Origin of the sequence: Pyramidobacter sp. C12-8 (genome assembly GCF_002007215.1) — a bacterium.
Classification (GTDB): Bacteria; Synergistota; Synergistia; order Synergistales; family Dethiosulfovibrionaceae; genus Pyramidobacter.
This window is the reverse complement of sequence record NZ_MUHX01000024.1, coordinates 16,777-40,309: the sequence shown is the minus strand read 5'-3', so window position 1 is coordinate 40,309 and position 23,533 is coordinate 16,777. Positions and strand designations below refer to the sequence as shown.

Below are 23,533 nucleotides of genomic sequence, written 5' to 3'. Positions count from 1 at the left end.
CTTTTTCACGCGGGCAACCGGCTAGAAATACTTCGGGCATGAGCTCGAATTTCCTGCTTGACTTTTAATAGCTGGTCTCCTTTAAGTTAACGATATTTGTTGTAAACGCTTCCACCCGAGACAGAGCCATAGTGTAACGCTCTATTGCAATTCCAAAGCTTGAATCAATTTCACGATCGTACTGTTCACGGGCACGTCCACATGCTGTGTTTCAGCTTCTTTTATAACGGCGCCGTTGATTTTACCGATCTCGGTTTTCCGATTCTTCAACACATCCTGCAACATGGACGACTGGTTCGCTCCCGTCGCGCGCGCAATGTCTACCACGTTCGCAAACACCTGAGATGGATCAAAATTGGCCCCACCGGCGTTTGCCGTTTTTACAGCCTCGTATACCAATTCCTTCGACAGCGCGTTGGCGTAATGATTTTCAGCAATACAGATATTAGGCATCTTCAGCAAAGCGGTTATCGCGTTGATCCCCACATTGACAAACAGCTTGCTCCATACAAGTCTCATGACATCGCTGGAAACATCAGTTTTCAAATCGCAGGCAGTCAACACGTCCGCCACATTTGCAGCCGCTGCGCACTCTCCGATAATTGGCCCGATATGGTTTAAGCCAACCCCAGCGTGGTATACGTGTCCAGGCCCCTTCATTGTGCAACCATGTGCCGTGGTGCCGAGGATAACGTTCTTTTTATCGACAAAGCGACAAATATCTGCGTCATTGCCGTAACCATTCTGAAGAGAGAGCACTATCGTATCAGGACCAATTAATGAATGGTTCTTTTCCATTGCCTCGGCGGTCTGGATGGATTTTACGAACACGATCGCGAGATCAATTGCGCCTACAGTGCTTGCGTCTGTTGTCGCCTTCGGGTGAAAGACGCGAAGTGCTCCGTTTTTCTCCTCAATTTTGAGCCCCTGCTCGTTCACTGCGTTTACATGAGCTTCCCAAATATCCACAAGATAAACGTCGTTCTTCTGCGACAGATAACCACCAAAAAGGCTCCCCATCGCCCCTGCGCCGATAATGGCAATCTTCATGGTATCTCCTCCTTTAACTATGAAAGCTATAAAAACAAAGGCCAATTACTATGATTATCAAATTATACTCCATAATTTTTCATGACTTATCGTGCTTATTCATGAATAAAGATCATAAAATCCGAATTAATTTCGTATTGCGAAACGGTATATTGCCTAGTAAAATCATTATACATAACCTTCACCAGATGTCAATCACTTTATTTACCTACCTGCTAATCTTAGCCTAAAGATTCTTCCGATTATGCAGCTTATTGGGTATTTTTTACTACAGAACACATGAAGGAGAGTTATTATGGATAATAAGTCAAACGCCGGGCGAGTCCAGTCAATTGAACGTGCTTTTTCTATTGTGGAAATGCTTAAAGTACATCAAGAATTAGGCATTTCTGAACTAAGTTCTCTTCTTTCTCTTGACCGCAGCACTGTACACCGGCTTTTAGCTACGCTACGCTCTCTTGGCTATGTAAATCAGAATAAAAGTAATCTTAAATACTCGAATAGTCTAAAGTTTTTCGATCTTGGTCACAGCGTTGTGCGTTCACTAGGGCTGAGTCAAATCGCGAAACCTTTCATGGCGCGTCTCGCGAATCAGACAGGCGAAGGTGTGAACATTGCTGTTATGGAGTCCTATGCCATCGCTTATATCGAAAAAATCGAGAGCCAGTCCACCATACGCGTCAATCTTCCTCTAGGTGCCTACATGCCGGCTTACTGTACAGGGCTCGGCAAAATGCTTCTTGCGGCTCTTCCGGAAGAAGAGATTCGGGAAAATTATAGAAATTCGTCGGAGACAGCGGCAAGAAACACAATTCAATGCCATGAAGACCTCCTGCAGCTCCGTCGGTATACTGCTAATACAATCACTGACCTTGAAGCTCTTTGCACTGAATTGGCCCAGACGAGAGAGCGCGGGTACAGTATTGACGATGAAGAATATGTTGAAGGCCTTTACTGCATTGCAGCTCCTATTCGTAATTACAGAGGTGCCACTATCGCTGCCATGAGCGTTGCTCTCGCAAAGATCATGGGTCGCGATATCAAGCAGGAAGCGCAAAATGTTATCCCCAAGCTACTTGCAGCAGCACGAGAGCTTTCTTGTGCTCTTGGGTATCTGCCATGATCATCGGCTAAGCTGCTAACTTGAAGTACTTCTGTAATACTATTTCTTTATAGTATAGCCAAAGAAAAAAAATTGATATGTACCCTCTTTACTGGACAGCCAGTAAGGAAGGTACATATCAGGCTAACTTTATGATCTTTTCATATCCAGAGCGGCATTCCGTCTGCGGTTTCTTCCGTTTTCCGGTATAATCTGAAATTACGGGACGAATTCATCTTAAGTTTTATGGGAGGTATCTCAATGAGTCAGAACGGTTTTACCCGTCTTTATCCGTCGCTCTGGAAGCAGGACAAGCAGAGCGCGATCATGGAGTTCGCCGAAGGTTACAAGGCCTTTCTCGACGTGTGCAAGACCGAACGCGAGACCGCGGCCGAAGTGATCCGTCAGGCGCGCGCCGCCGGCTATGAAGACCTCGACGAGCTGTGCGTGGCGCACCGCGAACTGAACGCCGGCGACAAAGTGTACGCGCTGCGCCAGAACAAGGCCGCCGCGCTCTTCGTGATCGGCCAAAGACCGCTGACCGACGGCATGAACCTGATCTGCGCCCACGCCGACGCGCCGCGCCTCGACCTGCGCGCCAACCCCCTTTACGAGAAGGACGGCTACGCGTTGATGAAAACCCATTATTACGGCGGCATCAAAAAATACCAGTGGGCGGCGCTGCCGCTCAGCCTGCACGGTGTCGTCGTCAAAAAAGGCGGCGAGCGCGTCGACGTCGTCGTCGGCGAGGACGAAAACGATCCCGTCATGTACGTCAGCGATTTGCCCAAGCACCTTTCCGCCGAGCAGATGAAGCGCTCTCTCGAAGAGGGGCTCAAAGGCGAAGAACTGAACCTCGTCGTCGGTTCCGTGCCGCTGGCCGGGGCCGAGGGGGATGCCGTCAAGAAACAGATCCTCGCGCTGCTGGAAGAACGCTACGGCATCGCCGAAAAGGATTTCGTCAGCGCCGAGTTCGAAGCGGTCCCCGCCGGCCGCGCGCGCGATGTCGGCCTCGACGCCTCGATGATCGCGTCCTACGCGCACGACGACCGCGTCTGCGTCTACACCGCCCTGCGGGCCATGCTGAACGTGGCGCGCCCGGCCTACACCGCCGGCGTGATGTTCGTCGACAAGGAAGAAGTCGGCAGCAACGGCAACGCCGGCATGAACTCCCATTACATGGAAAACCTTGCCGCCCGCCTCGTGCGCCTATGCGGCGGCGACGCGCTGGACCTGGATCTGGCGCTGGAGAATTCCAGACTGCTGTCCGCCGACGTCACCGTCGGCTACGACCCGAATTTCGCCGACGCGTTCGAGGTGAACAACACCGCGCGCCTCGGCAGCGGACCGGCCATCGTCAAGTACGCCGGCTCCAAGGGCAAAAGCGGCTGCAACGACGCCAATGCCGAATTCGTCGCCATGGTTCGCGACGTTTTTGACGACGCCGGCGTGGCGTGGCAGATCAGCACCATGGGACGCATCGACCTGGGCGGCGGCGGCACGATCGCGCCCTTCGCCTCTCGCTACGGCATGCACGTGCTCGACTGCGGCGTGGCTCTGCTGAGCATGCACGCCCCCTTCGAACTGGCCAGCAAAGCCGACGTCTACGAAACGGCGCGCGCCTACGAGGCCTTCCTCAACAGCGCCGCCGAGATGAAAAATTATCTGCGCTAAGGGACGCAGGAACGTCGTTTCCTTTTTGATACGCCGCCGATAAAAAGAGGCCGAAGGCTGATGAAATCTGATTCATCAGCCTTCGGCCTCTTCGAATGTTCCACGTGGAACAGTGCTGTCAGGTTAATTCATGCCGTTTTTTTCGGGAGCCTTAGCGCCCGTTCTTGACGTCGTCGGCCATCGTATTGCCGAAATCGACGGCCTTGAGCCACTCGGGATCGTAGCCGGGCTGCTTGATCTTGTTGTCTTCGACGTAGAAGGGCATCTGCCCGTACTTGGAGATCAGCTGCGCGGCGAAGGCCCACCAATCTTTCTCCAGCGCTTTCATGTTCGTGGCGCAGTAGTTGGTCAGGAACGCCTTGGCCGCGGCGGGAGCCTTGGCGTAGAGCTCAAGCGCCAGTTTTTCGACGCCGGGCTGCGCGTCAAAATAACGCTGTTCGATCGCGGCCTTCTTGGCGCGGATCTCGGGGTACATCATGTCCCAGCGGTGCTGCGCCCACTGCTGCACGAAGTTGAACGCCCACCAGGGGTTCTCCGTGTTGAAGTTGACGCGGTCGTTGTCGCCCCAGTTCTGCGGCAGTTCGGTGACGCCGGCGTAGATGGGCGTGTAAACGGTCGTGTCGGGAGCGGCGAGGCCGAACCACAGCACGCCGCCGATCGCCGCGGGCAGGTCGGCGCGGGTCTGGCCGATGAAGCTGTAGGAGCACTGCGGCACGGCGATGGCGCGTTCCCAGGAAGCCCACGCCTTGCGGTCTTCCATGTCGTGCTTGGGCTTCTGCGGGCGGAAGCGGGCGGGCGAACCGAAGGGGCCGGCCGCCAGACCCTTGGTCATGTCGTAGGGCGTGCCTTCGAGGTGGTCGCTGTAGATCTTCTCAAGATCCTGAACGGTCAGCTTGTGATCGGGCTTGACCGAGAACGGATAATCCTGAAGGCCCGAGCCGGGCGTCAGCTTGAGAGAGGGCGCGACGATGTCGAAAGCGCGCCACTCGCGGCGCGAGCTGCCGAAACTGTTCTTGGCCGCTTCGCCGTAGCTGCCGTTGTCGAAAATGTGCGAGAAGTTGAAGGGCTCGCCCTTTTTCCACCAGCCCATTTCCTCGGCCAGCGCGGTGATGTTGGCGGAGTACATGAAGTTGTCCTTGTCGTTGAAGTCGATCACGCCGAGGCGGGAACGGTTGGCGCCGACGAAGAACTCGTCGTCGGGCACGCGGCGGGCCGCCCAGATGGCGCCCGGTTTGCCGCTGTCCTTCGTCCACAGCAGGCCGGCGCCGCAGATCTCGAAGACCCACAATTCCTTGCCGTCGCTGATGACCAGGCCTTCGCCGCCATCGCCGTAGCCGTATTTTTCGGCCAGTTCGCCCATGACTTTGATCACTTCGCGGGCGGTCTTGCCGCGCTGCAGGCCGAGGGCCTCGAGGTTCTCGATGTAGAACAGGCCGCTGGCGCTCTGCACTTCATCGCGGCCGGTCCATGTGTGCTCGCCGATCATGACCTGATGCTCGTTGAGGAACGGATAGCCGATATGGAAATACGTGTAGGTGCGCTCGACCTGAGGGATCTGGCCGGCGACCGTCAGCGAACGGCCGGGACGGCTGTCCATGCAGGAGACGATCTTGACGTCGACCATTTCGCCGGGCTGGTGCTCGCCGCCGGGCACCACGCGCACGCGGGCGTCGTACCAGCTGTCGCAGGTATGGGCGACGAGGATCGAACCGTCGGCGGTGGCCTTCGGGCCGACGCCCATAGGCGTGCAGGCGACCGATGCCGAAGCGGCGGCTATCAGAGCGGCGCCGGCGAAAAGCGTTGCGGAAATACGTTTCATATTTTTTTCCTCCTTCGTGAATTGGCTTTGAGGCCTAATCGTAATACAGACGGTCCTTGGGAGCTTCGGCGGGATTGTGGAACAGGAATCCCAGCCCTTTATCCATGATCTCCCGGTAGCCGGGGACGTCCTCGATCAGGATGGTCTTGTCGGGATGGATCATGTTGTTGACTTCGATCAGCGTCAGCACGGTCTGCACGTGGCGCGCCACGCGCTTTTCCGCCGGCCAGCCGTTCTCGTCGATGGGCGAGTAGAGCAGATGGTGCTCGCCGGCTTTCATGACGAAACGGTCCTTGCCCGACATCGCCAGTTCTTCGTCGGTGATGCCGCGGATACGGTCGAGCATCGGCTCGGCCACTTCGCACAGATAGGACGTGGCCTCGGAGTGGTCGCCGATCTCGCGGTGCGACAGGCCGTGCAGGGCTTTGGGCGAGAATTCCATGCCGATGGGGACGTCGAACATCGTCGAGGTCAGCGTCATCGACGTCATCGCGCCGACGTCCTGCCCCTTTTCATGCACGACCATCGTGTTCTCGACGGGATACTCAAGCTCGGCCTCGTGGAAGTCCATCGTCATGTCGACGCGTTCCTGGCGGATCAGCTGCATGGCGGCGTAATTTGTGCGCTCCGTGAGCAGCCCGTTGGCGCGCCCCGGCCAGGCGCGGTTGGCGTTGCGGATGTCCATGTAGGCCAGATTTTGGCCGCTGGGGTAGTGGATGTACACTTCGGGATCGGGCCACGAGTCGAGAGGATTGCTGGCGCGGTCGCCGAAACGCCAGCGTTTGACGCCCCAGTCCGTCTTGACGTGAGTGAAGCGGGGATAGGCTTCGCCCAGACGCGTGAGCGTCGAGCCGCTGGTGTTCAGGCGATCGATGACGATCACCCGTCCCTGCGTGACTTTCACGTTCTCCGTGAAAACCTGGGCCGACATGTTGGCGACCGGCTCTTCGGGGTGAGTGCCGCCGATGATCAGGATCGTGCCGCCGGGCACGCCGCTGTCGAAAAAGTAGACGTTGGCGTCGTTGACGGTCCCTTTGAGCCCGCCGTCGGGGAAGTATTCGCTCAGTTTTTTGACCTGAGTCAGCGCCGCGCTGGGCACGACCGGTTCCTTGAATTCGCGGTGTTCTTTGAAGAGCATGCCTGCGGTGGCCGCCGCCGCTCCGGCGACGACGAGAGCAAGGCATTTTACGGCTTTCAGATTCATTGCGCGCGCCCTCCTTTACTTGAGGCGCAGAAGGCGCAGTACGAAGGGCATCATGACGATGCTGTAAAGCACGGCTTTCTGCGGATCTTTCGTCTTGACGAAGTTCATGACCACCGCCAGCAGGAAGAACGCGGCGATCCCGTAATACAGCCACATAACGATATTGTTCAGCATGATCATGATCGACTAACCTCCAATCACAGCGGCGAGCTCTTTGCTGTACACCATGCAGGCCGTGCAGACGGCGAGGATGAAGAGCATGGGGACCAGCGCGGTCTTGACGAAACCGCCCCAGTAATTTCCCTTGTAGTCAAGCTCCATGACCGCCGCGCGCCCGACCACCGCGGTGGGAGGCAGACAGTCGCCGACGGGCCACATCACCGACCAGGTGGAAAGCGACACGATCGGGTCGAGCCCGAGCATGTTGAACAGCATGATCAGCGGCACGCCGAACAGAGGCGCGACGGCGTACTGGAGCACGCCTTCGGAAAGCGGCAGGATGATCCACAGCGTGGCGAACAGCACCGTCAACGGCAGCGTCACCACCATCAGCGACAGCAGCCCGCGGGCACCGCTCAGCGCCAGCACCTGGATCAGCGTGCCGACGACGACCATCGCGCCGACCAGGCCGAGCAGGTTCTCGACCGTCTGACGGGCGACCGCGAAGATGCGCAGGCGAATGGGGCTCAGCACGATGACGGAAAGAGCCGAGATCATGAACACCAGCGGCAGGCCGAGGACGGGGAAGTTGAAGGGGAATGCGCGTCCGGCGATGACCAGACCGACCAGCACCACGAAGGGAATGACGGCTTTCTGCCAATTCCATCCGGCCGGAGCTTCGGGCAGTTCCTTCAGCGCCTGCTCCACGTCGATCGGTTTACCGCGCCCGGCCAGCCAGAAGGTGGAGAACAAAGCGCCGACGATCGACATCAGCGCCAGCGGCGCGCCGAATCCGACGTAGGGCATGTTCGCGCCGGCGGCCGCCATCATGGCCCACAGGTTGATGGGCGGACAGGCCGCGCTCATGGCCGCGAGCAGGAAGATCAGCGCCACGCGGCGGTCTTCGGAGACGCCCATGGTCATCAGCACCGAACCGACCAGAGAGCCGACCGTCAGCACCGTCGTCGCTCCCGAACCGGTGATGGCGCCGGGAACCAGCATCAGGACCGTAAGGAAGAGCAGGCAGACGAAACGGTGCGCGTGGAAGCTGCGCACGATGCAGCGCACGATGTAGGCCACGCCGCCCGACTCCTTGTAGAGCATCATGAAAAACGTGGCCGTCAGGAAGGTCAGGCACACGTCGAAGTAAGTGAAGGAACCTTCGACCACGTGACGGATCATTTCCACAAAGGGAAGGGGCGAACGGGGGTCGACGCCCTTCGGAAGCAGCGCGTGCACCGCCAGCCCGACCAGGGCCGAGAGAAACATGGACAGCTCCGTGCTTATCTTCATTTTCTTGCCGATGGCGAACGCTACGACGACCGCAGCCAGCACCAGCGAAGAATGGACAAACATAGTCATTGACAAATACGTCCTTTCAACGGAAAAAATTTAAATGGAAAAGAGCGCGGAAAAATAAGGCGTTCCAGCGGCGAACAGGCTGCGGGAACGCCTTTGCCTTATTCGGCGGCCTTCAGCGCGGGGCCGATGGCCAGAGCGTCTTTGACGACGATCAGAGGTTTGTTGTGTTCCTGGGCGTACTTGGTGAAGAACCCGTCGCTGTCGCTGTCGGTGACGGCGAGGATTACATCGGCGTCCTTCATCACGGCTTCGATGGAAGCGGCGTCGGAGTTGTCGGTGCGGCGGGCCATGCCCTCGATGTGAGCGCCGATCACGGTCATGCCGAGCTTCTTGGCTTCGGCGATCAGCTCGGTGCAGCGGGCGATCTCGTTTTCAACGTTGGTGCCGGCGGCGCCCATGCCCTTCATGCTGGTGCCGGAAGTGACGATCAGCGTCTTGGCGTTGGCGGCGGCCAGCTTGTCGGCGGTGAGTTTGTTGTCGTGGTTGGCTGCGATCTTCGACTGCATGGCCGACATGTGCACCATGACGGCGCCGGGGCTCTGGCCGCAGGTGGTAACGATAAAGGGCGCGTTCAGCTTGGGCACTTCCACGGCGAACGCGAAGCTGCTCAGCACGCAGGCGGCGAGCAAGGCGACAAAAACGGCGGATAACTTTTTCATGAAAAAACCTCCAGTGAAAGATAAGAATTGATGAAGCAACTGAACGATCCAGGCCGTTTTCCCTGCGGAAGCGGCGCTGAACCGTTCAGGCGTTTCCAGACGCTTAACTCTTCTTGTTGTTGATGTACTTGGTGATCAACGTCCTGTTCAGCTGATGCCAGGCTTTTTCGGCCTTGTCCATGCAGTCGATGGTGAAATCGGTGACCCTCTTGCTGACAGCGGCGGGATCTTTTTTGTAAAGTTCGGCGCCTTCCTTGTCGATGCGGGCCGTCTCGTCGAAGAAGCTCTTTTCGAGAGGCGTGCGCACGGCTTCGAGATCGGCCATGGCCTCGGCGTAGCGTTTCAAGACGAGGTCGTCGGCGAGCATGAACGTCCACTGGGCGGATTCGGGCGTGTAGCTGTCGCGGTCGAACTGACGCCAGCTGGCCTTTGTGTCGGTCGCGCCGCAGTAGATGGGGACGTAACAGGTGGTGTGGGGCGCGTCGAAGCCGAACCACAGGATGGTGCTCAAGGGCTTGGGCATGCCGTTGCGGGCCTGGGCGACGAAGCTGTAGGCGCAGTTGATCACCGAGACCGGGCGGCTGTAGTTCATCTTCAGCAGCGCGCGCATGTCGCGGGTGGGGAACGGCGAGGCCAGAGGGCTTTTGACGAGCTTGCCGTCCTTGCGGATGAACCATTCGTCGGCGTCGTACATGTCGAATTGCGTGCCGTCGTGATGGCTGCGCAGCATTGCCTGCACGTCCTGCACGGAGAGCTTTTTGCCGGGCTTGACGGCGAAGGGATAAGACGTCGCTTCCGCCAGCGGATCCCACTCGCGGTCGGGATCGAGACGGCGGTACAGCGAGTAGAGACGGTTGCGGACCCAGTCGGACGACAGCGCCCAGCCGCCCGTGTAAGGGGCGTAGGCCTTTGCCCAGTTGAAGGGGACGCCGCTTGCGGGATCCCACCAGCCCATGTCGATGGCGAACTGGCGGTAGTCCTTGGAGGCCATGAAGTTGTCCGTGTCTTCGGGATGGACTTCCTGGATACGGGCCACGTTGCAGGTAATCAGCACCATATCGTCGGGAACGCGCTGAGCGACCCAGTACGCCCCGGGCTTGCCGCTTTCGGGCGTCCACATCATGCCGGCGGAACGGATCTCGAACAGCCAGGCTTCCTTGCCGTCGGCGATCGTCAGGCTTTCACCTTCGAAATCACAGGAGCCGAGGAATCCGTATTTTTCCGCCAGAGAACCGATCAGGGCGATGGCCTCGCGGGCGGTCTTGGTGCGCTGCAGCGCGAGGACTTCGAGCTGCTCGATCGTCAGGATGGCGCGCGCGTCGGGCCGGAACGTCTTCATTTCGACTTTCTGGGCGAATGTGCTTTCGCCGATCGCCAGGCCGTACTCGTTCATGAAGGGGTAGCCGACGTGGAAATAGCCGTAGGTTTCCGGCGCCTGGGGGATTTCGCCGATCTTCGTGATCTCGGCGGATTCGTCGTTGGTGATGTTCCAGAAAACGGGCGTCATCTCGCCGTCGGCATGCTTGCCGCCGGGGATGAAGCGCACCTGCGCGTCGTAGAACGCGCCGTCCGCGGTATGGGAAGTGATGACGGAACCGTCGGCGGAAGCTTTCGCTCCGACGACCACGTCGGTGCAGGCCGAAGCCGCTCCGGCGAGAAGCATGGCGCCAAGTATGCTGGAAATGACAGTGCTCTTTGCTCGCATGGTCCTTTACCTCCTTATGATGGGTCAGACGTTCGGATTCTCCGTTTCACGAGACGAAAAGCCGGCGGGAACTTCTGCGCCGGGGCGGCAAAGTTCCGCCGGCTTTTTAACGCTGGTGCGGAAGCGAAAAAACTACTTGCTGTTGGTTGCTTTCAGGTCGCGCTCGGTCATGCCGCCGAAGTCGACCGCCTTGAGCCATTCCGTGGGATAGCCGGGGGTCTTCTGCGATCCGTCGGGCTGCATGACGCCGCCGTCGCAGTACTTGCCGATCAGCTCGAAGGCGAAATCCCACCAGCCGTCGTTGACTTCGTTCATGGCCTTGTTGGTGTAGGCCGTCAGGTATTCGACCGCCTTCTTGGGATCCTTCTTGTACAGCTCGACGGCGTGGTCTTCGATCGTCTTCTGGTCGGCGAAGAACTTGTCCTCGTAGCTGGCCTTCTTGGCGCGGATCTCGGGATAGATGGCGTCCCAGCGGATCGTCGCCCAGTTGTTGACGAGGTTGAACGCCCACCAGGCGCTGTCGCGGTCGAACACGTGACGCTTCGTCTCGCTCCACGCCTTGGGCACGGAGGTCACGCCGCAGTAGATGGGAACGTAGACGGTGGTATCGGGGGAATCCTCGCCGAACCACAGCACGCCGCCCACGGCGTCGGGCATGTCGGCGCGGCTCTGGGAGACGAAGCTGTAGGAGCAGCGGAACAGCGCGATGGGACGCTCCCAGTCGTCGCCCTTGCGGCCTTCGGGACGAACGTCCTTGGGCGTCTGCCAGCGGCTGGGGCAGCCGAAGGGGCCGGCGGCCAGGCCCTTGGTGAGGTCGTAGTCGGTGCCTTCAAGGTGATCGCTGTACACGTCCATGATGTCCTTGACGGAAAGTTTCTTGTCGGGCTTGACGGAGAAGGGGTACATCTCCCACTTGGCCAGCACGGGGAACTTCAGGGAAGGAGCGACCAGGTTCAGGGCTCTCCACTCGCGGCGTGCGGCGTAGTAGGCGTAGCCGTAGGGCTCGGGGTTGAAGATCGTGGAGAAATCGAAGGGCTCGCCCTGCTTCCACCAGCCCATGGCCTCGGGCAGCTTGGTGATGTCGGTGGAGTGCATGGTGTTCTCGGTGTCGTTCAGATCGATGACGCCGAGGCGCGAACGGTTGGCGCCGACGAACACTTCGTCGTCGGGAAGACGCTTGGCCGCCCAGTGAGCGCCGGGGGTGCCGGAATCCTTGTTCCACAGGCCGCCGCCGCAGACCTCGAAGACCCAGCATTCCTTGGGATCGCCGATGATCAGCGTCTCGCCGCCGTCGGCGTAGCCGTACTTTTCAGCCAGCTCGCCCATGACCTTGATGGCTTCGCGGGCCGTCTTGGCGCGGGCCAGTCCGAGCGCCTCGAGGTTCTCGATGTACATCAGGCCTTCGGTGGAGGCCAGTTCGTCGCGCCCGCTCCAGGTGAACTCGCCCATCATCAGCTGCTGGTCGTTCATGAAGGGGTAGCCGATCTGGAAGTAGGTGTAGGTGTGCGCGACCTGTGGGATCTCGCCGACTTTGCGCAGCGGCTTGTTGGGGCGGGTGTCGACGCACATGACGTTGTAGATGTCGACCATTTCGCCTTCTTTGTGGTCGCCGCCGGGAATGATCTTGATGCGGTTGTCGTACCAGCCGTCGCAGGTGTGGCTCACCATGACGGAGCCGTCCGCCGACGCCTTGGCGCCCACTCCCATGGGCGTGCAGGCCATCGCCGCCGCCGCCGAGAAGAGCAGGGCGGCGCTGGCGAAGGCCGCTGCCGAGAAACGTTTCATTTCCATTCCTAATGACCTCCTTGAAATCTGCCTGCCGTTTGCAGGATTTATAAGAACACTCCGCGCTGCCCCCATGGACGGCCCGGTACTGCACGATAAGGAATTTAAGAAGGAAGATCTGGCAAGAATGTGTCCAACTGAAGATGGCGCTTTGAACAAAATTTCTTTTCTCATGCCCATGAAAGAGTTGACGCAAATTCTCGATTAAAGAAACGTCCAAACCATTAAAAGTGTAACAGTTTTCCCCAGCGAGATAAAGATTTAGGAAATGATTCCGTCGTTTTGTTCTTTACGTGTGTTGTCGTCTGAAAATTATGAGTCATTGAGAGAAGCTGTCCCAAAACTACAGAACTGTCTTTCAAGATACATGATACCGCTTCGTTCCGCTTCTATGCAGTGCTGTAGCACTGCATAGAGCTCATCAAAGATATAGCAAAGAGGCCGCCTCAATTGACTTTTGAGACGGCCTCATGATTGACGCGATGCGCGTTTTTCACAGGCGCTGTTTTTTCAGGGCCTTGGCCCAGTCCGCTTCTTTGAAACCGGGCAGCACGGCTTCAGGCGTAACCAGCAGAGGACGCTTGACGAGCATCCCGTCTGTGGCCAGAAGCTCATACGCTTCCTCGTCGGACATGCCGGGCAGGCGGTCCTTGACGTTCAGCGAACGGTAGAGTATTCCGCTTGTGTTGAAAAAGCGCCGCACAGGCAGACCGCTTTTTTCGTGCCACGCGCGCAGTTCGGCGACCGTGGGGCGAGCGTCCACGATAGGGCGCTTTTCGTAGGAGACGCCGTTGTCTTTCAGCCACTGTTCGGCTTTTTTGCATGTGCTGCATCTGTCGTAACAGAGAAAAAGATTCATGCTTTTCACGCTCCGTTCCATGATCGCACCGGCGACTCAGCAGCGCGGCCGGCTTTGTCCTGAATCTACACCACACGGATACTCGTGATGGCTCATTGCAAAGTGAAGTTGAACATCTGGGAGGGTAAGAAGTAAAACAAGCCCCCTAAATAAGCGCCAATCGACACCGCCACGGAGGATGCTGCTGTGAGGCAATTCTACCACAGAAGGACGCCGAAAGGGAAAACATCTGACTTACGCTGGCCGGATACCAATTTAGGGACGTCCCAAAGACGGGTGGTCGGTCATTCAAAGAGTCAAAGAGCTCAACTGCGTCCCCAACGCGGTGCGCGATGAGATCAAACGAGGTTGTACAAGGGGACAAAACAAGATGCAAAGCTGAAACCCAGAAAAGCTACGAGAAACACCGTCGACGCTGCGGACGTCGTTGTGATTCCATGGAGAAATCCGAATTCATTGCTTTTGCCGAACGGCATCGCCTTCTTTACTCTCTGATGTTTGACCCCATTTTGCATAAGGCTCCTCTTTTTATTCGGTATGTGTTATTATTAACAAACAAGATCTTTGTCTTTTTGCGCGGATTCGCAAGATGACAATATCGATCATCCGAACGAGTGACGGTGCTGAGATGACGAGAATTTTCCGTGCGGTGTTGCGAACGACTCTGCCGCTCTTTTGTCTGATGCAGATCCTGTGGAGCGGAAAAACCGCCGCTGGGGTTGAAGCGGTGCCCGACATGGTGATCGGCGCGGGCGAAGGGCGGACAATACGCGTGCTCTGTATGGAGACGCAGCCTCCGTATCTTCAGATCGACTCTCGCGGCACAATGCGGGGCGTGTACGTCGATCTGCTCGAGCTGATCGCTCAGAAGGAGAAGATGCGCTTTCTCCTTTCGCCGCGCGGCGCGGGGGACGTGAGAAACTCCATGTACCAGATCCAGCCGGAGATCGTGCTCGGTTCGCTCTACCCGGTCGATCCCGAGCAGGAACGATTCGGGTATCTTGCCGTGCGCAATCTCGACCCGATCGATCCCGGCATGGCCGAGAACGTGGCGCGGATCCTCGAGGGCTTTCCCGAGGCGGAGCGGGATTCGCTGTGCTTCGCCCTGCCGTTCCTGTGGGAATCGTCGACCGTATTCCTGCCGAGCGGACGGACCGACGGGCTGAACGAGCTGCGCGGAAAAAGGATCTGCGTCGTTGCCGGCGCGCCGGAAGAAAAATTTTTGACGAATCTGGGCTTCAAAAAAGAGATCATGCACTGTCCGTCCGCAGCCGACGGGCTGCGCATCCTGGCGGCGGGCATGTGCGACGCCTTTGTCTGCGAGACGTTTCAGGGGCGCTATCAGCTGGAGCAGACGCGGCGTTACCGCTATGCCATCGACGCGCGCAAGCTGCCGCTGCAATCCTACGAGCGCGGTCTGGTGGTGCTGCACGGCGACGTGGCGATGACGCTCAAGATCGGACATGCGCTGGCGGAAATGAAGCTCGACGGGCGCTATAACGCCGTGATGAACAAATGGCTGGGGCAATACGATGAATTCCTGCTCAGTCCGCGGATTCTCGTGCAGGCGGGCTGTGTCGTTTTGTTGTTCGTCGGCGCGATCCTCTTCTGGAACCACGAACTGAAGCGAAAGATCCGCATCGCTTCCAACGAGCGCGACCGGATCCTCGATTTCGTCTGCGACGGGATCCTGGCCGTCGATCCCGCGGGGCGGATCACGATGCTGAACCGCATCGCCAAGCTGCTGCTGGACCTGAAGGACAGCGACGTCGGCAAGATCGCCGACGAACTGATCCCCGGGCTCGACATCCGCAGGGTGATCGACGACTGTCAGCCCGTGTACAATCTCGAGCAGAACCTGCGCGAGGCGCTGGTGTCGTGCAACAAAGTGCCGGTGTTTATCAGCGGCCGCTGCTACGGCGCCATCGTCACGCTGCGCGACCTTTCCGAGCTGCAGGCCATGGCGGAGGAGATGACGGGCGTGAAGATGTACGTGGAGTCGCTGCGCATCCACAATCACGAGTTCATGAACACGCTCCAGGCCATTTCCGGCCTGATCCAGCTGGGACAGTACGACAAGGCGGTGGCCTACATCGCCGCGGAGACCGATTCGAGCCAGTCGGCGCATTCGTTCATGACGGAGCGGATCAAAAACGCCGCCGTCTGCGGCGTGCTGATGGGCAAAGCCGGACTGTGCCGCGAGCAGGGCATCAATTTTGTTCTCGAAGCCGACAGCTCCTGCGCCGATCACAGCGCCGAGATCAGCGAGCGGTCGCTGGTGATCGTCGTCGGCAATCTGATGCAGAACGCGGTGGAAGCGCTTCAGGAAAAGGGCGTCGACGAACGTTCCGAGATCCGTTTTTCCATGTACGACGAATCGGGCTACATCTTCCTGAGCGTGCGCGACAACGCCGGGCTGATGAACGCCCGCATCGCGGAACGGCTTTTCGACAAGGGGTTCAGCACCAAGAAAAGAGGCCGCCCTTCGGGCTTTGGACTTTATACGATCAGCAATATCGTAACGTCGCTTGGCGGCGACATTTCAGTGGATTTTGCGGAGGGGGAGTACACGGATTTCACCGTGACGATCCCTCTTCCGAAGAAACAGGAGGAGCTCTCTGATGCCGGAAGCTATTGATGTGCTCATTGTCGAAGACGATCCGATGGTGGCGGCGATCCATCGCCAGTTTATCGGCGCCGTCCCGGGATTTATCGTCGCGGGAGTGGTCTCCAGCGGCAAGGACGCGCTGGAGTTTTTGCAGCGGCATCCCGTCCGCCTCGTGATCCTGGACGTCTTTTTGCCGGGCATGGACGGCGTGGCCACGCTGCAGAGGATCCGCGAGATGAACCGTACCGTCGGCGTCATCGTTGTGTCGGCGTCGCGCGACACCAACACGATCAACGCCGTGCTCAAGGCGGGGGCTTTCGATTACGTGATCAAGCCCTTCGTCTTCGAGCGCATCCAGACGTCGCTGCGTTCGTTCCAGCAGCTGGAAAACCGTCTCAACCGCGGCGCCGACCAGATCGATCAGAAGGAGCTGGACAAACTGCTTCAAGTCCAGCAGAAGGATACGGCCGCCAACGATCTGCCCAAGGGGCTGAACCCGCAGACGCTGCAGCAGGTGAAGAACCTCCTCGGGCACGCCGCCTCGCCGCTGTCTTCCGTTGAGACGGCGCAGGCCCTCAAGATCTCGCGCATCACGGCGCGCCGCTATCTGGAATATCTGGTCGCCGCCGGCGAGGCGACGCTGGAGCTGGAATATCAGAAAGTCGGCCGTCCCACGAACCGTTACGCGCTGAGGAAATGAAAATCGCGGTGACGTCGCCGTGACGCGAAAGTTTTTTGTCTCATTTCCCGATTTTTGATGTTCCACGTGGAACATTCCGTGTTGGATCCCGAAAGATGCCGGGACGGCGCGACGACGAGAAAAAGAAATCAGGCGTTTTCCGTCGAAAATGGGGGAGGGCGAACGGCTGGATTTTATCCGGCTGCTCGCCCTCCCCCCATTGTGTCGTCTTGTCTTGTTTCTTTACAGCGAAATGCCCGAGAACGAGCCGCTGAGCTTTTGGCCGCCCAGTTTTTTCAGGTCGCGTTCCGACGTCGCGCCGAAATCGACCCGTTCCAGCCACTCGGCAGGATAGCCGGGCGTCGTCATCGCGCCCTGAGGCGTCATCACGCCGCCGTCGTGGTACTTTCCGATCAGCTCGAAGGCGAAGCTCCACCACCCCTCGCACAGCTCGTCCATCTGCGCGCAGGTGTGTTCGGTAACGCGCCGGGCGGCTTCTTCTTCGCGGCCGCGGGAGCAGAGGTCGGCGATCTCGTTCTCGAAACCCGTCTGCGCGGCGAAGAAACGCTCTTCGTACCGGGCGCGGCGGGCGCGGATGTCCCTGTACATGGCGTCCCATCTCAGACAGGCCCAGTTGTTGACCAGCGTAAACGCCCACCAGGCGCAGCCGCGGTCGAAGACGTGGCTCTTGCCCTCGCTCCACGGCGCGGGTACGTCCAGCGCGCCGCAGTAGACCGGCACGTAGACGGTCGTATCGGGAGAACCCAGCCCGAACCACAGCACGCCGCCCACGGGATCGGGCAGCCAGCCGCGGCACTGCGCCACGAAACTGTACGCGCAGCGGTAGATGGCGATGGAGCGCTCCCAGTCGTCGGTTTTGCGCCCTTCGGGACGGCTCGCGGCGGGCGTGAACCAGCGCACGGGGCAGCCGAAGGGGCCGGCCGCCAGCCCCTTGGTGAGGTCGTATTCGGTGCCTTCGAGATGGTCGCTGTAAACGTCCATCAGATCCCGCACGGTCAGCTTCTTGTCGGGAACGACGCTGAACGGATAGGCTTCGCGGCAGGTGACGACGGGGAACTGCTGCGACGGCGCGACGAGGTTCAGCGCGCGCCACTCGCGGCGCGAGGCGTAAAAGGCGTAGCCGTACGGTTCGGGATTGAAGATCCCGGAGAAGTCGAACGGCTCGCCCCGCTTCCACCAGCCCTGTTTTTCCGGGTACGCGGTCAGCTCCGAGCCGAGCATGAGCGCGTCGCTCTCGGCCAGTTCGATGACGCCGAGGCGCGAGCGGTTGGCGCCCACGAAAAAGCCGTCGTCGGGGATGCGCCGCGCCGCCCAGTGCGCGCCGGGACGTCCGCAACCCGGCTCCCAGTCCGTTCCGGCGCCGACGATCTCGAAGACCCAGGCTTCGTTGGGGTCGCCGACGACCAGCGTTTCGCCGCCGTCGGCGTAGCCGTATTGTTCGGCGAACTGTCCCATCAGGCGCACGGCGTCGCGCGCGGTGGCGCAGCGGGCCAGCGCCAGCGCCTCGAGATTTTCGATGTAGAAGATGCCCTGCGGCGACGCCAGCTCTGGCCGGCCCGTCCAGGTGAACTCGCCGATGATGACCTGACGTTCATTCATGAACGGGTAGGCGATCTGGAAGTAGGTGTACGTGCGCGCCGCCTGAGGCACCTGTCCGACTTTGCGCAGCGGCTCGGCGGGGTGGTTGGCGTGGCACATGACGTTGTAAATGTCGACCGTCTCGCCGGGCGCGTGGTCGCCGCCGCGGATCACGCGAAGGCGCTGGTCGTACCAGCCGTCGCAGCTGTGAGTGACCAGCACCGAACCGTCGGCGGTGGCTTGGCGTCCCGCTCCCATGGTCGTGCAGCCCCGCGCCGCGGAGGCGGACGCCAGCAACGCGCCCAGCGTCAGAAGGACGAGAAGAACGGAGAAAAACATCGCGAAAAACCTCCTTGCAAAAATGTGATCGTGTCCTGCCGATCATTATAACCTCCCGCCGTTTTTTTTGCGGAAAAATTTTTGGGCCGTCCGCGGCGGGCGCGGGGAGCAAGGGCTTTCGCCCGCCTTGCATGTCCCGACTCCGGATCGTATAATGATATAGTTTTCATATATCCATCGTTTCGTGCCCACGGCGCGTCAAAGTACACTCTGGACCGGGAGGTTTTTTTTCATGTTGAAGGCGATTTCTGTCTCGGACAAAATCTGGTGGGTCGGCGTCAACGACCGCAAGACGCCGCTCTTTGAAAATCTGTGGTCGCTGCCCTACGGCGTCTCCTACAATTCCTATCTGATCGACGACGAAAAGGTGGCGCTGATCGACGGCGTCAAGGCCGAGTTCTTCGGCGAATATCTCGAGCGCATCCAGAGCATCATCGGCGCCCGTCCCGTGGACTATCTGATCGTCAACCACGTCGAACCCGACCATTCCAGCGCCATCCGCATGCTGCGCCAGGTGTACCCCAACATCGCCGTCGTCGCCGACAAGCAGGCGCTTGCCTTCATCGGTCAGTTCTACGGCCCGTCCGTGAACGCGAAAGAAGTGAAGGACGGCGAAACTCTGACGCTGGGCGCCCGCAGCCTCACTTTCGCGACGATCCCCATGGTGCACTGGCCCGAGACGATGATCTCCTTCGAGAACTCCAGCGGCATCGCCTTCACCTGCGACGCGTTCGGCAGCTACGGCGCGCTCAACGGCGGCATCTTCGGCGACGAGCTGGACATGCACGTTTATACCGGCGAGGCGCGCCGCTATTACGCCACCATCGTGGGGCGCTTCAGCGTCAACGTGCAGGCCGCCCTCAAGAAAGCCGCGGCGCTGCCGATCAAGATGATCTGCCCGTCCCACGGCCCCGTCCACCGCGGCGAAGGCGTGGAAAAAATCGTCCGCCTTTACGACGGCATGAGCCGCCAGGAGACGACGCAGAGCGCCGTGATCGTCTACGGTTCCATGTACGGCAACACCGCCCGCATGGCCGAGTGCGTCGCCGACGGCCTGTGCGGCGGCGGCGTGACGGACGTCAAAGTCTACGACGCCGGCACGGCCGACCTGAGCTGGATCATCCGCGACGCGTGGCGTAGCCGCGGCTTGGCGCTGCTGAGCTGCTGCTACAACATGGGCATGTTCCCGGCCATGATGCCCGTGGTGGAAAAGATCGACAACTGCAAGCTCAGCGGCCGCGTGCTCGCCGTCGCCGGCTGCTATTCGTGGAGCAAGGGCACCGAGCTCAAGCCGCTGCAGGCGCTGGCCGCCAAGCCCGGCTGGGATCTGATCGAGAAGGTCGTGGAAGTGAAAAGCTGCCCTACCGAAGCCGACGAAGCCGCCCTGCGCGAGGTGGGCGCGGAGATGGCGCGTCGGATTCGCGCAGAATAACGTCGGCAAGATTTTACGCGTTCCACCGTCCGGCAGGAGAGCGCAGAACTCGGGACGAAGCCTCCGCAGGATGACGGCTTCGTCCCGAGTTTCTTTGTCATTGCCAGGCGCTTTATCGAGGCTGGGGTCGCCGTTCTTCCCGTTCATTGAAGGCGCTTTACGCGAAAGACGCGATCTCTTGAAAGAGCCGTTCTGTGCCGCGAGAAAAAATTTTGCCGTGAAATTGTTTTCTCCGAGGAGATGATAAAATGTCGTATCAGTCCGCAATTCCCCAGTCCGTTACCGAGGAAGTGACGCGTTATTTGCACCGCCAGCTGTTGGTGAGAAAACGCTTCCAGCCCGGCTCGTTCATCCGCGAGAACGACGTGGCCGAAGAGCTCAAGGTAAGCCGCTCTCCGGTGCGCGAGGCGCTGAAGATCCTCGAGTCCTACGGCATCGTCAAAACTCTGCCGCGGCGCGGCGCCCTGGTGCTGCAGTACACCAATGCCGACGTGGGGGAGATCTACGATGTGCGCGTACTGCTCGAGTCGAAAGTCTATTCTCGGATCGTGAAAAACCATCTGCTGAACGACGAACATTACCGGTATCTGATGAAGTGCATCGACGATTACCGTGATATCCGCGCGGCCTTCGAGAAAAACCTTCAGGAGGGACAGCTGGATTTCTTCGATCTGGAATGCCGCTTCCACTTCTATATCCACGGGATCTCGGGACTGTCCTGGACTTCCGAGCTCCTGAAGAAGACCTATTCGCGCCTGTTCCAGTACATGATCCACAACGTCGGCCTCGAGGATCTGGAAAGCATCCTCACGTTCCACACCAACATCGTGAAAAACCTGAGAAGCGGCGATTTGGCGGCGCTGGGAGAAAACCGCATTGAAAGCTACATGCTGGACAAAGCTTACCGCCCCGATCAGTGACGCCGATCCTCGATAGGGAACGACAACTGAGATGCCGCTCTCCGTGGGCGTCCAGCCGCTCGGGAGCATCTCGACCGCTGCGCGGCCTGCGCAGCTCGCGTCGATGCTCTCCCCCGGAGAGCTTGGCGGGCATTCGTTGTTTGAGTCACGAATGAGAGATGTTTTTCCGGCGCTGTCGGTCGCTCCTTCCGAGTGGATTCCTGCGGAAGGAGCTTTTGTTTTTCGGTCGATCGACAAACCGCGCGAACGAATCTAAAGTGAAAAAATCTTGGCGACGATCGGGAAATGGGGGATGAATCGTGGCGGGGCGGACGGTAGACTTCACTCGGGGCAGCATCATCGGAAAGATCGTCGCCTTTGCGGTGCCCATCGTTCTGGCGGAAATGCTCCAGAACCTTTATAACACGGTGGATTCGATGGTCGTCGGCAATTTCGTCGGCGATAAGGCGCTGGCGGCCGTCAGCGTGTGCTCGGCCGTTTCGCAGATGGTGGTGGGATTTTTCAACGGCATGTCCATCGGCGCCTCGGTGATCGCGGCCCGGTATTTCGGCGGCGGCGAACGCGAACGTCTCGGCGCCGCCATGCGCACCGCCTTTGCCTTTGCGGCCGCGCTCGGACTGATCCTCTCAGGCGTCGGCATCTTCGCCGCGCCGGGATTGCTTGGCCTGATCTCCGTGCCGGCGGAAGTTTACGGCGATGCCGTCGTCTATCTGCGCATCTATCTGGCCGGGATTCTCTTCACCGTCGTCTACAACGTGGCGGCCGGCCTGCTGCGCGCCGTCGGCGATTCGCGCGGCCCGTTCAACGTCCTCGTGCTGGTCTGCGCTCTCAACATCGTTCTCGATCTGCTCTTCGTCGTGGTCTGGGGCTGGGGCGTCGCCGGCGTCAGCGCAGCGACCGTGGTCTCGCAGATGGTAGCGGTGTTCATCGTCTCCTTCCGGCTGAAAAAGCACGACGGCAGTTTCCGGCTCGCCTTCGGCGAACTGTCCCGCGAACGGGAAATCCTGCGCCGTGTGATCTCGATCGGCATGCCGGCGGGAATGCAGAACTGCCTGATCTCCTTCTCGAACTTGTTCGTGTGGCGCTACATCAGCGGCTTCGACGCGGCGGCGATGGCTGGACTGGGGGCCACGCAGCGGATCGACCGCTTCGTGGCGCTGCCCTGCAAAGGTTTCGGCATGGCACAAACCACTTTCGTGAGCCAGAACGTCGGCGCCCGCAAGGTCGAGCGCGTCAAGCACGGCTTCAAAAGCTGCCTGCTGTTGTCCCTGACGTACTGCTTTACCGTTAGCGCCGTGCTCTTCGCCGCCGCTCCGTACTGCATCAGACTGTTCAACGACGCGCCCGCCGTCGTAGCGGCCGGCATCGACATGATGCACGTGATGCTGCCGTTTTACGGTTTCATGGCCCTGCGCGAAGTCTGCTTGGGCACGCTGCGCGGCTACGGCGACACGCGCGTTCCCATGATCCTTTCGCTGATCGGTATGGTCGTGCTGCGCCAGCTCTATCTGGCGGTAGCGCTGGCGCTGGATCACCGCATCATCCACGTCTATGTCGGCTATCCGCTTGCCTGGGCGGCTACCGCGGCGCTGACGCTCGGCTATTACCTGGCGAAGCGCCGTCGGTATGAAGCGATGGCCTCGCTTCGTACCGAAAAATGACGCAGTACGGGGCGGCAGCTTTTGAATTCATTCCAAAAGCTGCCGCCCCGTACTGTATGGAGACGGAAATGGCGCTCCCGGCGTCAGCCCCGGGCTTGGGAGCGCGTCCCGAAGGCCGAATCGGGCGCGCCGAAGGAACGGGAAAGTTCACGGCATTCCCTGACGATAACGGGAGCTGCTTTCGCCTTGATCTCGTCGGTGAAACGGAAGCTGGGGCCGGAGATACACAGGCAGGCCGTCAGCTTGCCCATAAAGTCGAAGAGCGGGCAGGCGATGGACGACGTGCCTTCCTCGCGTTCGGCCAGACTGACGGCGTAACCACGCTGCCGCGCCTCGGCGACTTCGCCGAGGAACTGAGCCCAGCGTTCCTTCCGATCCTGCGGAGCCTCCGCGTACACGCGTCGAATCTCGTCGGACGTCATGAAGCCGAGAAAGATCTTTGCGGTGGCGCCGGCCCAGAGCGGATAGTAGGAGCCGGGATGAGAAATGCGCTTCAGCTCGTGAAGGCTGACCGCTTGTTCGACGCAGACGCGCCAGATGTCATGTTTGTAATAGAGACTGACCGTTTCGCCGAATACGTCGCGCAGCCGCCGCATGACCGGCAGCACGGCATTTTTGATGGAGTCGTGCGCCTGAAAGAGTTTGCCCAGGCGGTAGGCCTTCCAGCTCACGCGGTAGAGACGATTGGCGTCGCGCTCAAGAAAGCCTTCCTCGCACAGCGCCGCAAGAACTCGCAGCGTGGTGGGCATGGAAAAACCGGTTTTTTTCGTGACGGCGGTCAGCGAGAGCTGTGGGGCATCCTCGGAAAAGCAGTCGAGCACTGACAGACATTTTCTTATCGATGAAACTCCGTTGACTGATTTTGCAGACATTTTTCCCCCTCGTTTTTTGAGTGAAAGTCTAGACTCTCAAGAACT

General features: G+C 59.4%; 18 protein-coding genes. 7 read left to right on the top strand and 11 right to left on the bottom strand.

Annotation, left to right across the window (positions count from 1 at the left end; translation table 11 throughout):
- Positions 1-141 precede the first annotated feature (141 nt).
- Positions 142-1,050: a ketopantoate reductase family protein gene (locus B0D78_RS09255; RefSeq protein ID WP_078016688.1), complete on the bottom strand. Its 909-nt coding sequence runs from the start codon at positions 1,048-1,050 to the stop codon at positions 142-144.
- A gap of 295 nt (positions 1,051-1,345) precedes the next feature.
- Here B0D78_RS09255 and B0D78_RS09250 point away from each other — a divergent pair, with 295 nt between their 5' ends.
- Both B0D78_RS09250 and B0D78_RS09245 read left to right on the top strand, forming a co-directional pair.
- Positions 1,346-2,173: an IclR family transcriptional regulator gene (locus B0D78_RS09250; protein ID WP_078016687.1), complete on the top strand. Its 828-nt coding sequence runs from the start codon at positions 1,346-1,348 to the stop codon at positions 2,171-2,173.
- A gap of 240 nt (positions 2,174-2,413) precedes the next feature.
- A complete protein-coding gene (locus B0D78_RS09245; protein WP_078016686.1) occupies positions 2,414-3,826 on the top strand; it encodes an aminopeptidase in 1,413 nt (470 codons plus the stop codon).
- A gap of 151 nt (positions 3,827-3,977) precedes the next feature.
- On the opposite strand, the gene B0D78_RS09240 is transcribed toward B0D78_RS09245, so the two are convergent.
- The 8 genes from B0D78_RS09240 to B0D78_RS09210 form a co-directional block, all read right to left on the bottom strand.
- Entirely contained in the window at positions 3,978-5,645 is a 1,668-nt protein-coding gene (locus tag B0D78_RS09240; protein WP_078016685.1) for a dipeptidase, read from the bottom strand.
- Between the two features lie 34 nt (positions 5,646-5,679).
- On the bottom strand, positions 5,680-6,849 hold the full coding sequence (locus B0D78_RS09235) for a succinylglutamate desuccinylase (RefSeq protein ID WP_078016684.1): 1,170 nt from the start codon (positions 6,847-6,849) through the stop codon (positions 5,680-5,682).
- A gap of 15 nt (positions 6,850-6,864) precedes the next feature.
- Positions 6,865-7,029, bottom strand: coding sequence for a hypothetical protein (locus tag B0D78_RS12870; RefSeq protein ID WP_168170081.1), 165 nt, complete (start codon positions 7,027-7,029; stop codon positions 6,865-6,867).
- 6 nt (positions 7,030-7,035) lie between these two features.
- Positions 7,036-8,370 carry a C4-dicarboxylate ABC transporter gene (locus B0D78_RS09230; RefSeq protein ID WP_078016683.1) on the bottom strand — a complete coding sequence of 445 codons (1,335 nt, stop codon included), beginning with the start codon at positions 8,368-8,370 and terminating at the stop codon, positions 7,036-7,038.
- Positions 8,371-8,468: 98 nt separating this feature from the next.
- Positions 8,469-9,029, bottom strand: coding sequence for a DUF6305 family protein (locus B0D78_RS09225; RefSeq protein WP_078016682.1), 561 nt, complete (start codon positions 9,027-9,029; stop codon positions 8,469-8,471).
- Between the two features lie 103 nt (positions 9,030-9,132).
- The gene (locus B0D78_RS09220) at positions 9,133-10,734 is read right to left on the bottom strand and encodes a dipeptidase (protein ID WP_078016681.1); all 1,602 of its coding nucleotides are present in this window, start codon (positions 10,732-10,734) and stop codon (positions 9,133-9,135) included.
- Positions 10,735-10,866: 132 nt separating this feature from the next.
- Positions 10,867-12,525 carry a dipeptidase gene (locus B0D78_RS09215; RefSeq protein ID WP_078016680.1) on the bottom strand — a complete coding sequence of 553 codons (1,659 nt, stop codon included), beginning with the start codon at positions 12,523-12,525 and terminating at the stop codon, positions 10,867-10,869.
- A 487-nt stretch (positions 12,526-13,012) separates the two neighbouring features.
- Positions 13,013-13,378: an arsenate reductase family protein gene (locus tag B0D78_RS09210; RefSeq protein ID WP_078016679.1), complete on the bottom strand. Its 366-nt coding sequence runs from the start codon at positions 13,376-13,378 to the stop codon at positions 13,013-13,015.
- Between the two features lie 649 nt (positions 13,379-14,027).
- On the opposite strand from B0D78_RS09210, the gene B0D78_RS09205 reads away from it, so the two are divergent.
- Positions 14,028-16,016 (top strand): ATP-binding protein, encoded by a 1,989-nt coding sequence (locus tag B0D78_RS09205; protein ID WP_168170080.1) that lies wholly within the window; start codon positions 14,028-14,030, stop codon positions 16,014-16,016.
- Positions 16,000-16,686, top strand: coding sequence for a response regulator (locus tag B0D78_RS09200; protein ID WP_078016677.1), 687 nt, complete (start codon positions 16,000-16,002; stop codon positions 16,684-16,686). Before B0D78_RS09205 ends, B0D78_RS09200 begins: the two co-directional genes overlap by 17 nt.
- 222 nt (positions 16,687-16,908) lie before the next feature.
- Here B0D78_RS09200 and B0D78_RS09195 read toward each other — a convergent pair whose 3' ends face one another.
- A complete protein-coding gene (locus tag B0D78_RS09195) occupies positions 16,909-18,603 on the bottom strand; it encodes a dipeptidase (RefSeq protein WP_078016676.1) in 1,695 nt (564 codons plus the stop codon).
- A 232-nt stretch (positions 18,604-18,835) separates the two neighbouring features.
- Between B0D78_RS09195 and B0D78_RS09190 the strand changes: the two genes are divergently transcribed.
- From B0D78_RS09190 to B0D78_RS09175, 3 genes are all read left to right on the top strand, one after another.
- Positions 18,836-20,035 (top strand): FprA family A-type flavoprotein, encoded by a 1,200-nt coding sequence (locus B0D78_RS09190; RefSeq protein WP_078016675.1) that lies wholly within the window; start codon positions 18,836-18,838, stop codon positions 20,033-20,035.
- Between the two features lie 248 nt (positions 20,036-20,283).
- Positions 20,284-20,955: a GntR family transcriptional regulator gene (locus B0D78_RS09185; protein WP_078016674.1), complete on the top strand. Its 672-nt coding sequence runs from the start codon at positions 20,284-20,286 to the stop codon at positions 20,953-20,955.
- A gap of 299 nt (positions 20,956-21,254) precedes the next feature.
- On the top strand, positions 21,255-22,616 hold the full coding sequence (locus B0D78_RS09175; RefSeq protein ID WP_078016672.1) for an MATE family efflux transporter: 1,362 nt from the start codon (positions 21,255-21,257) through the stop codon (positions 22,614-22,616).
- 83 nt (positions 22,617-22,699) lie between these two features.
- Here the strand turns inward: B0D78_RS09175 and B0D78_RS09170 are convergent, their stop codons facing one another.
- A complete protein-coding gene (locus B0D78_RS09170; RefSeq protein WP_078016671.1) occupies positions 22,700-23,488 on the bottom strand; it encodes an IclR family transcriptional regulator in 789 nt (262 codons plus the stop codon).
- Positions 23,489-23,533 lie beyond the last annotated feature (45 nt).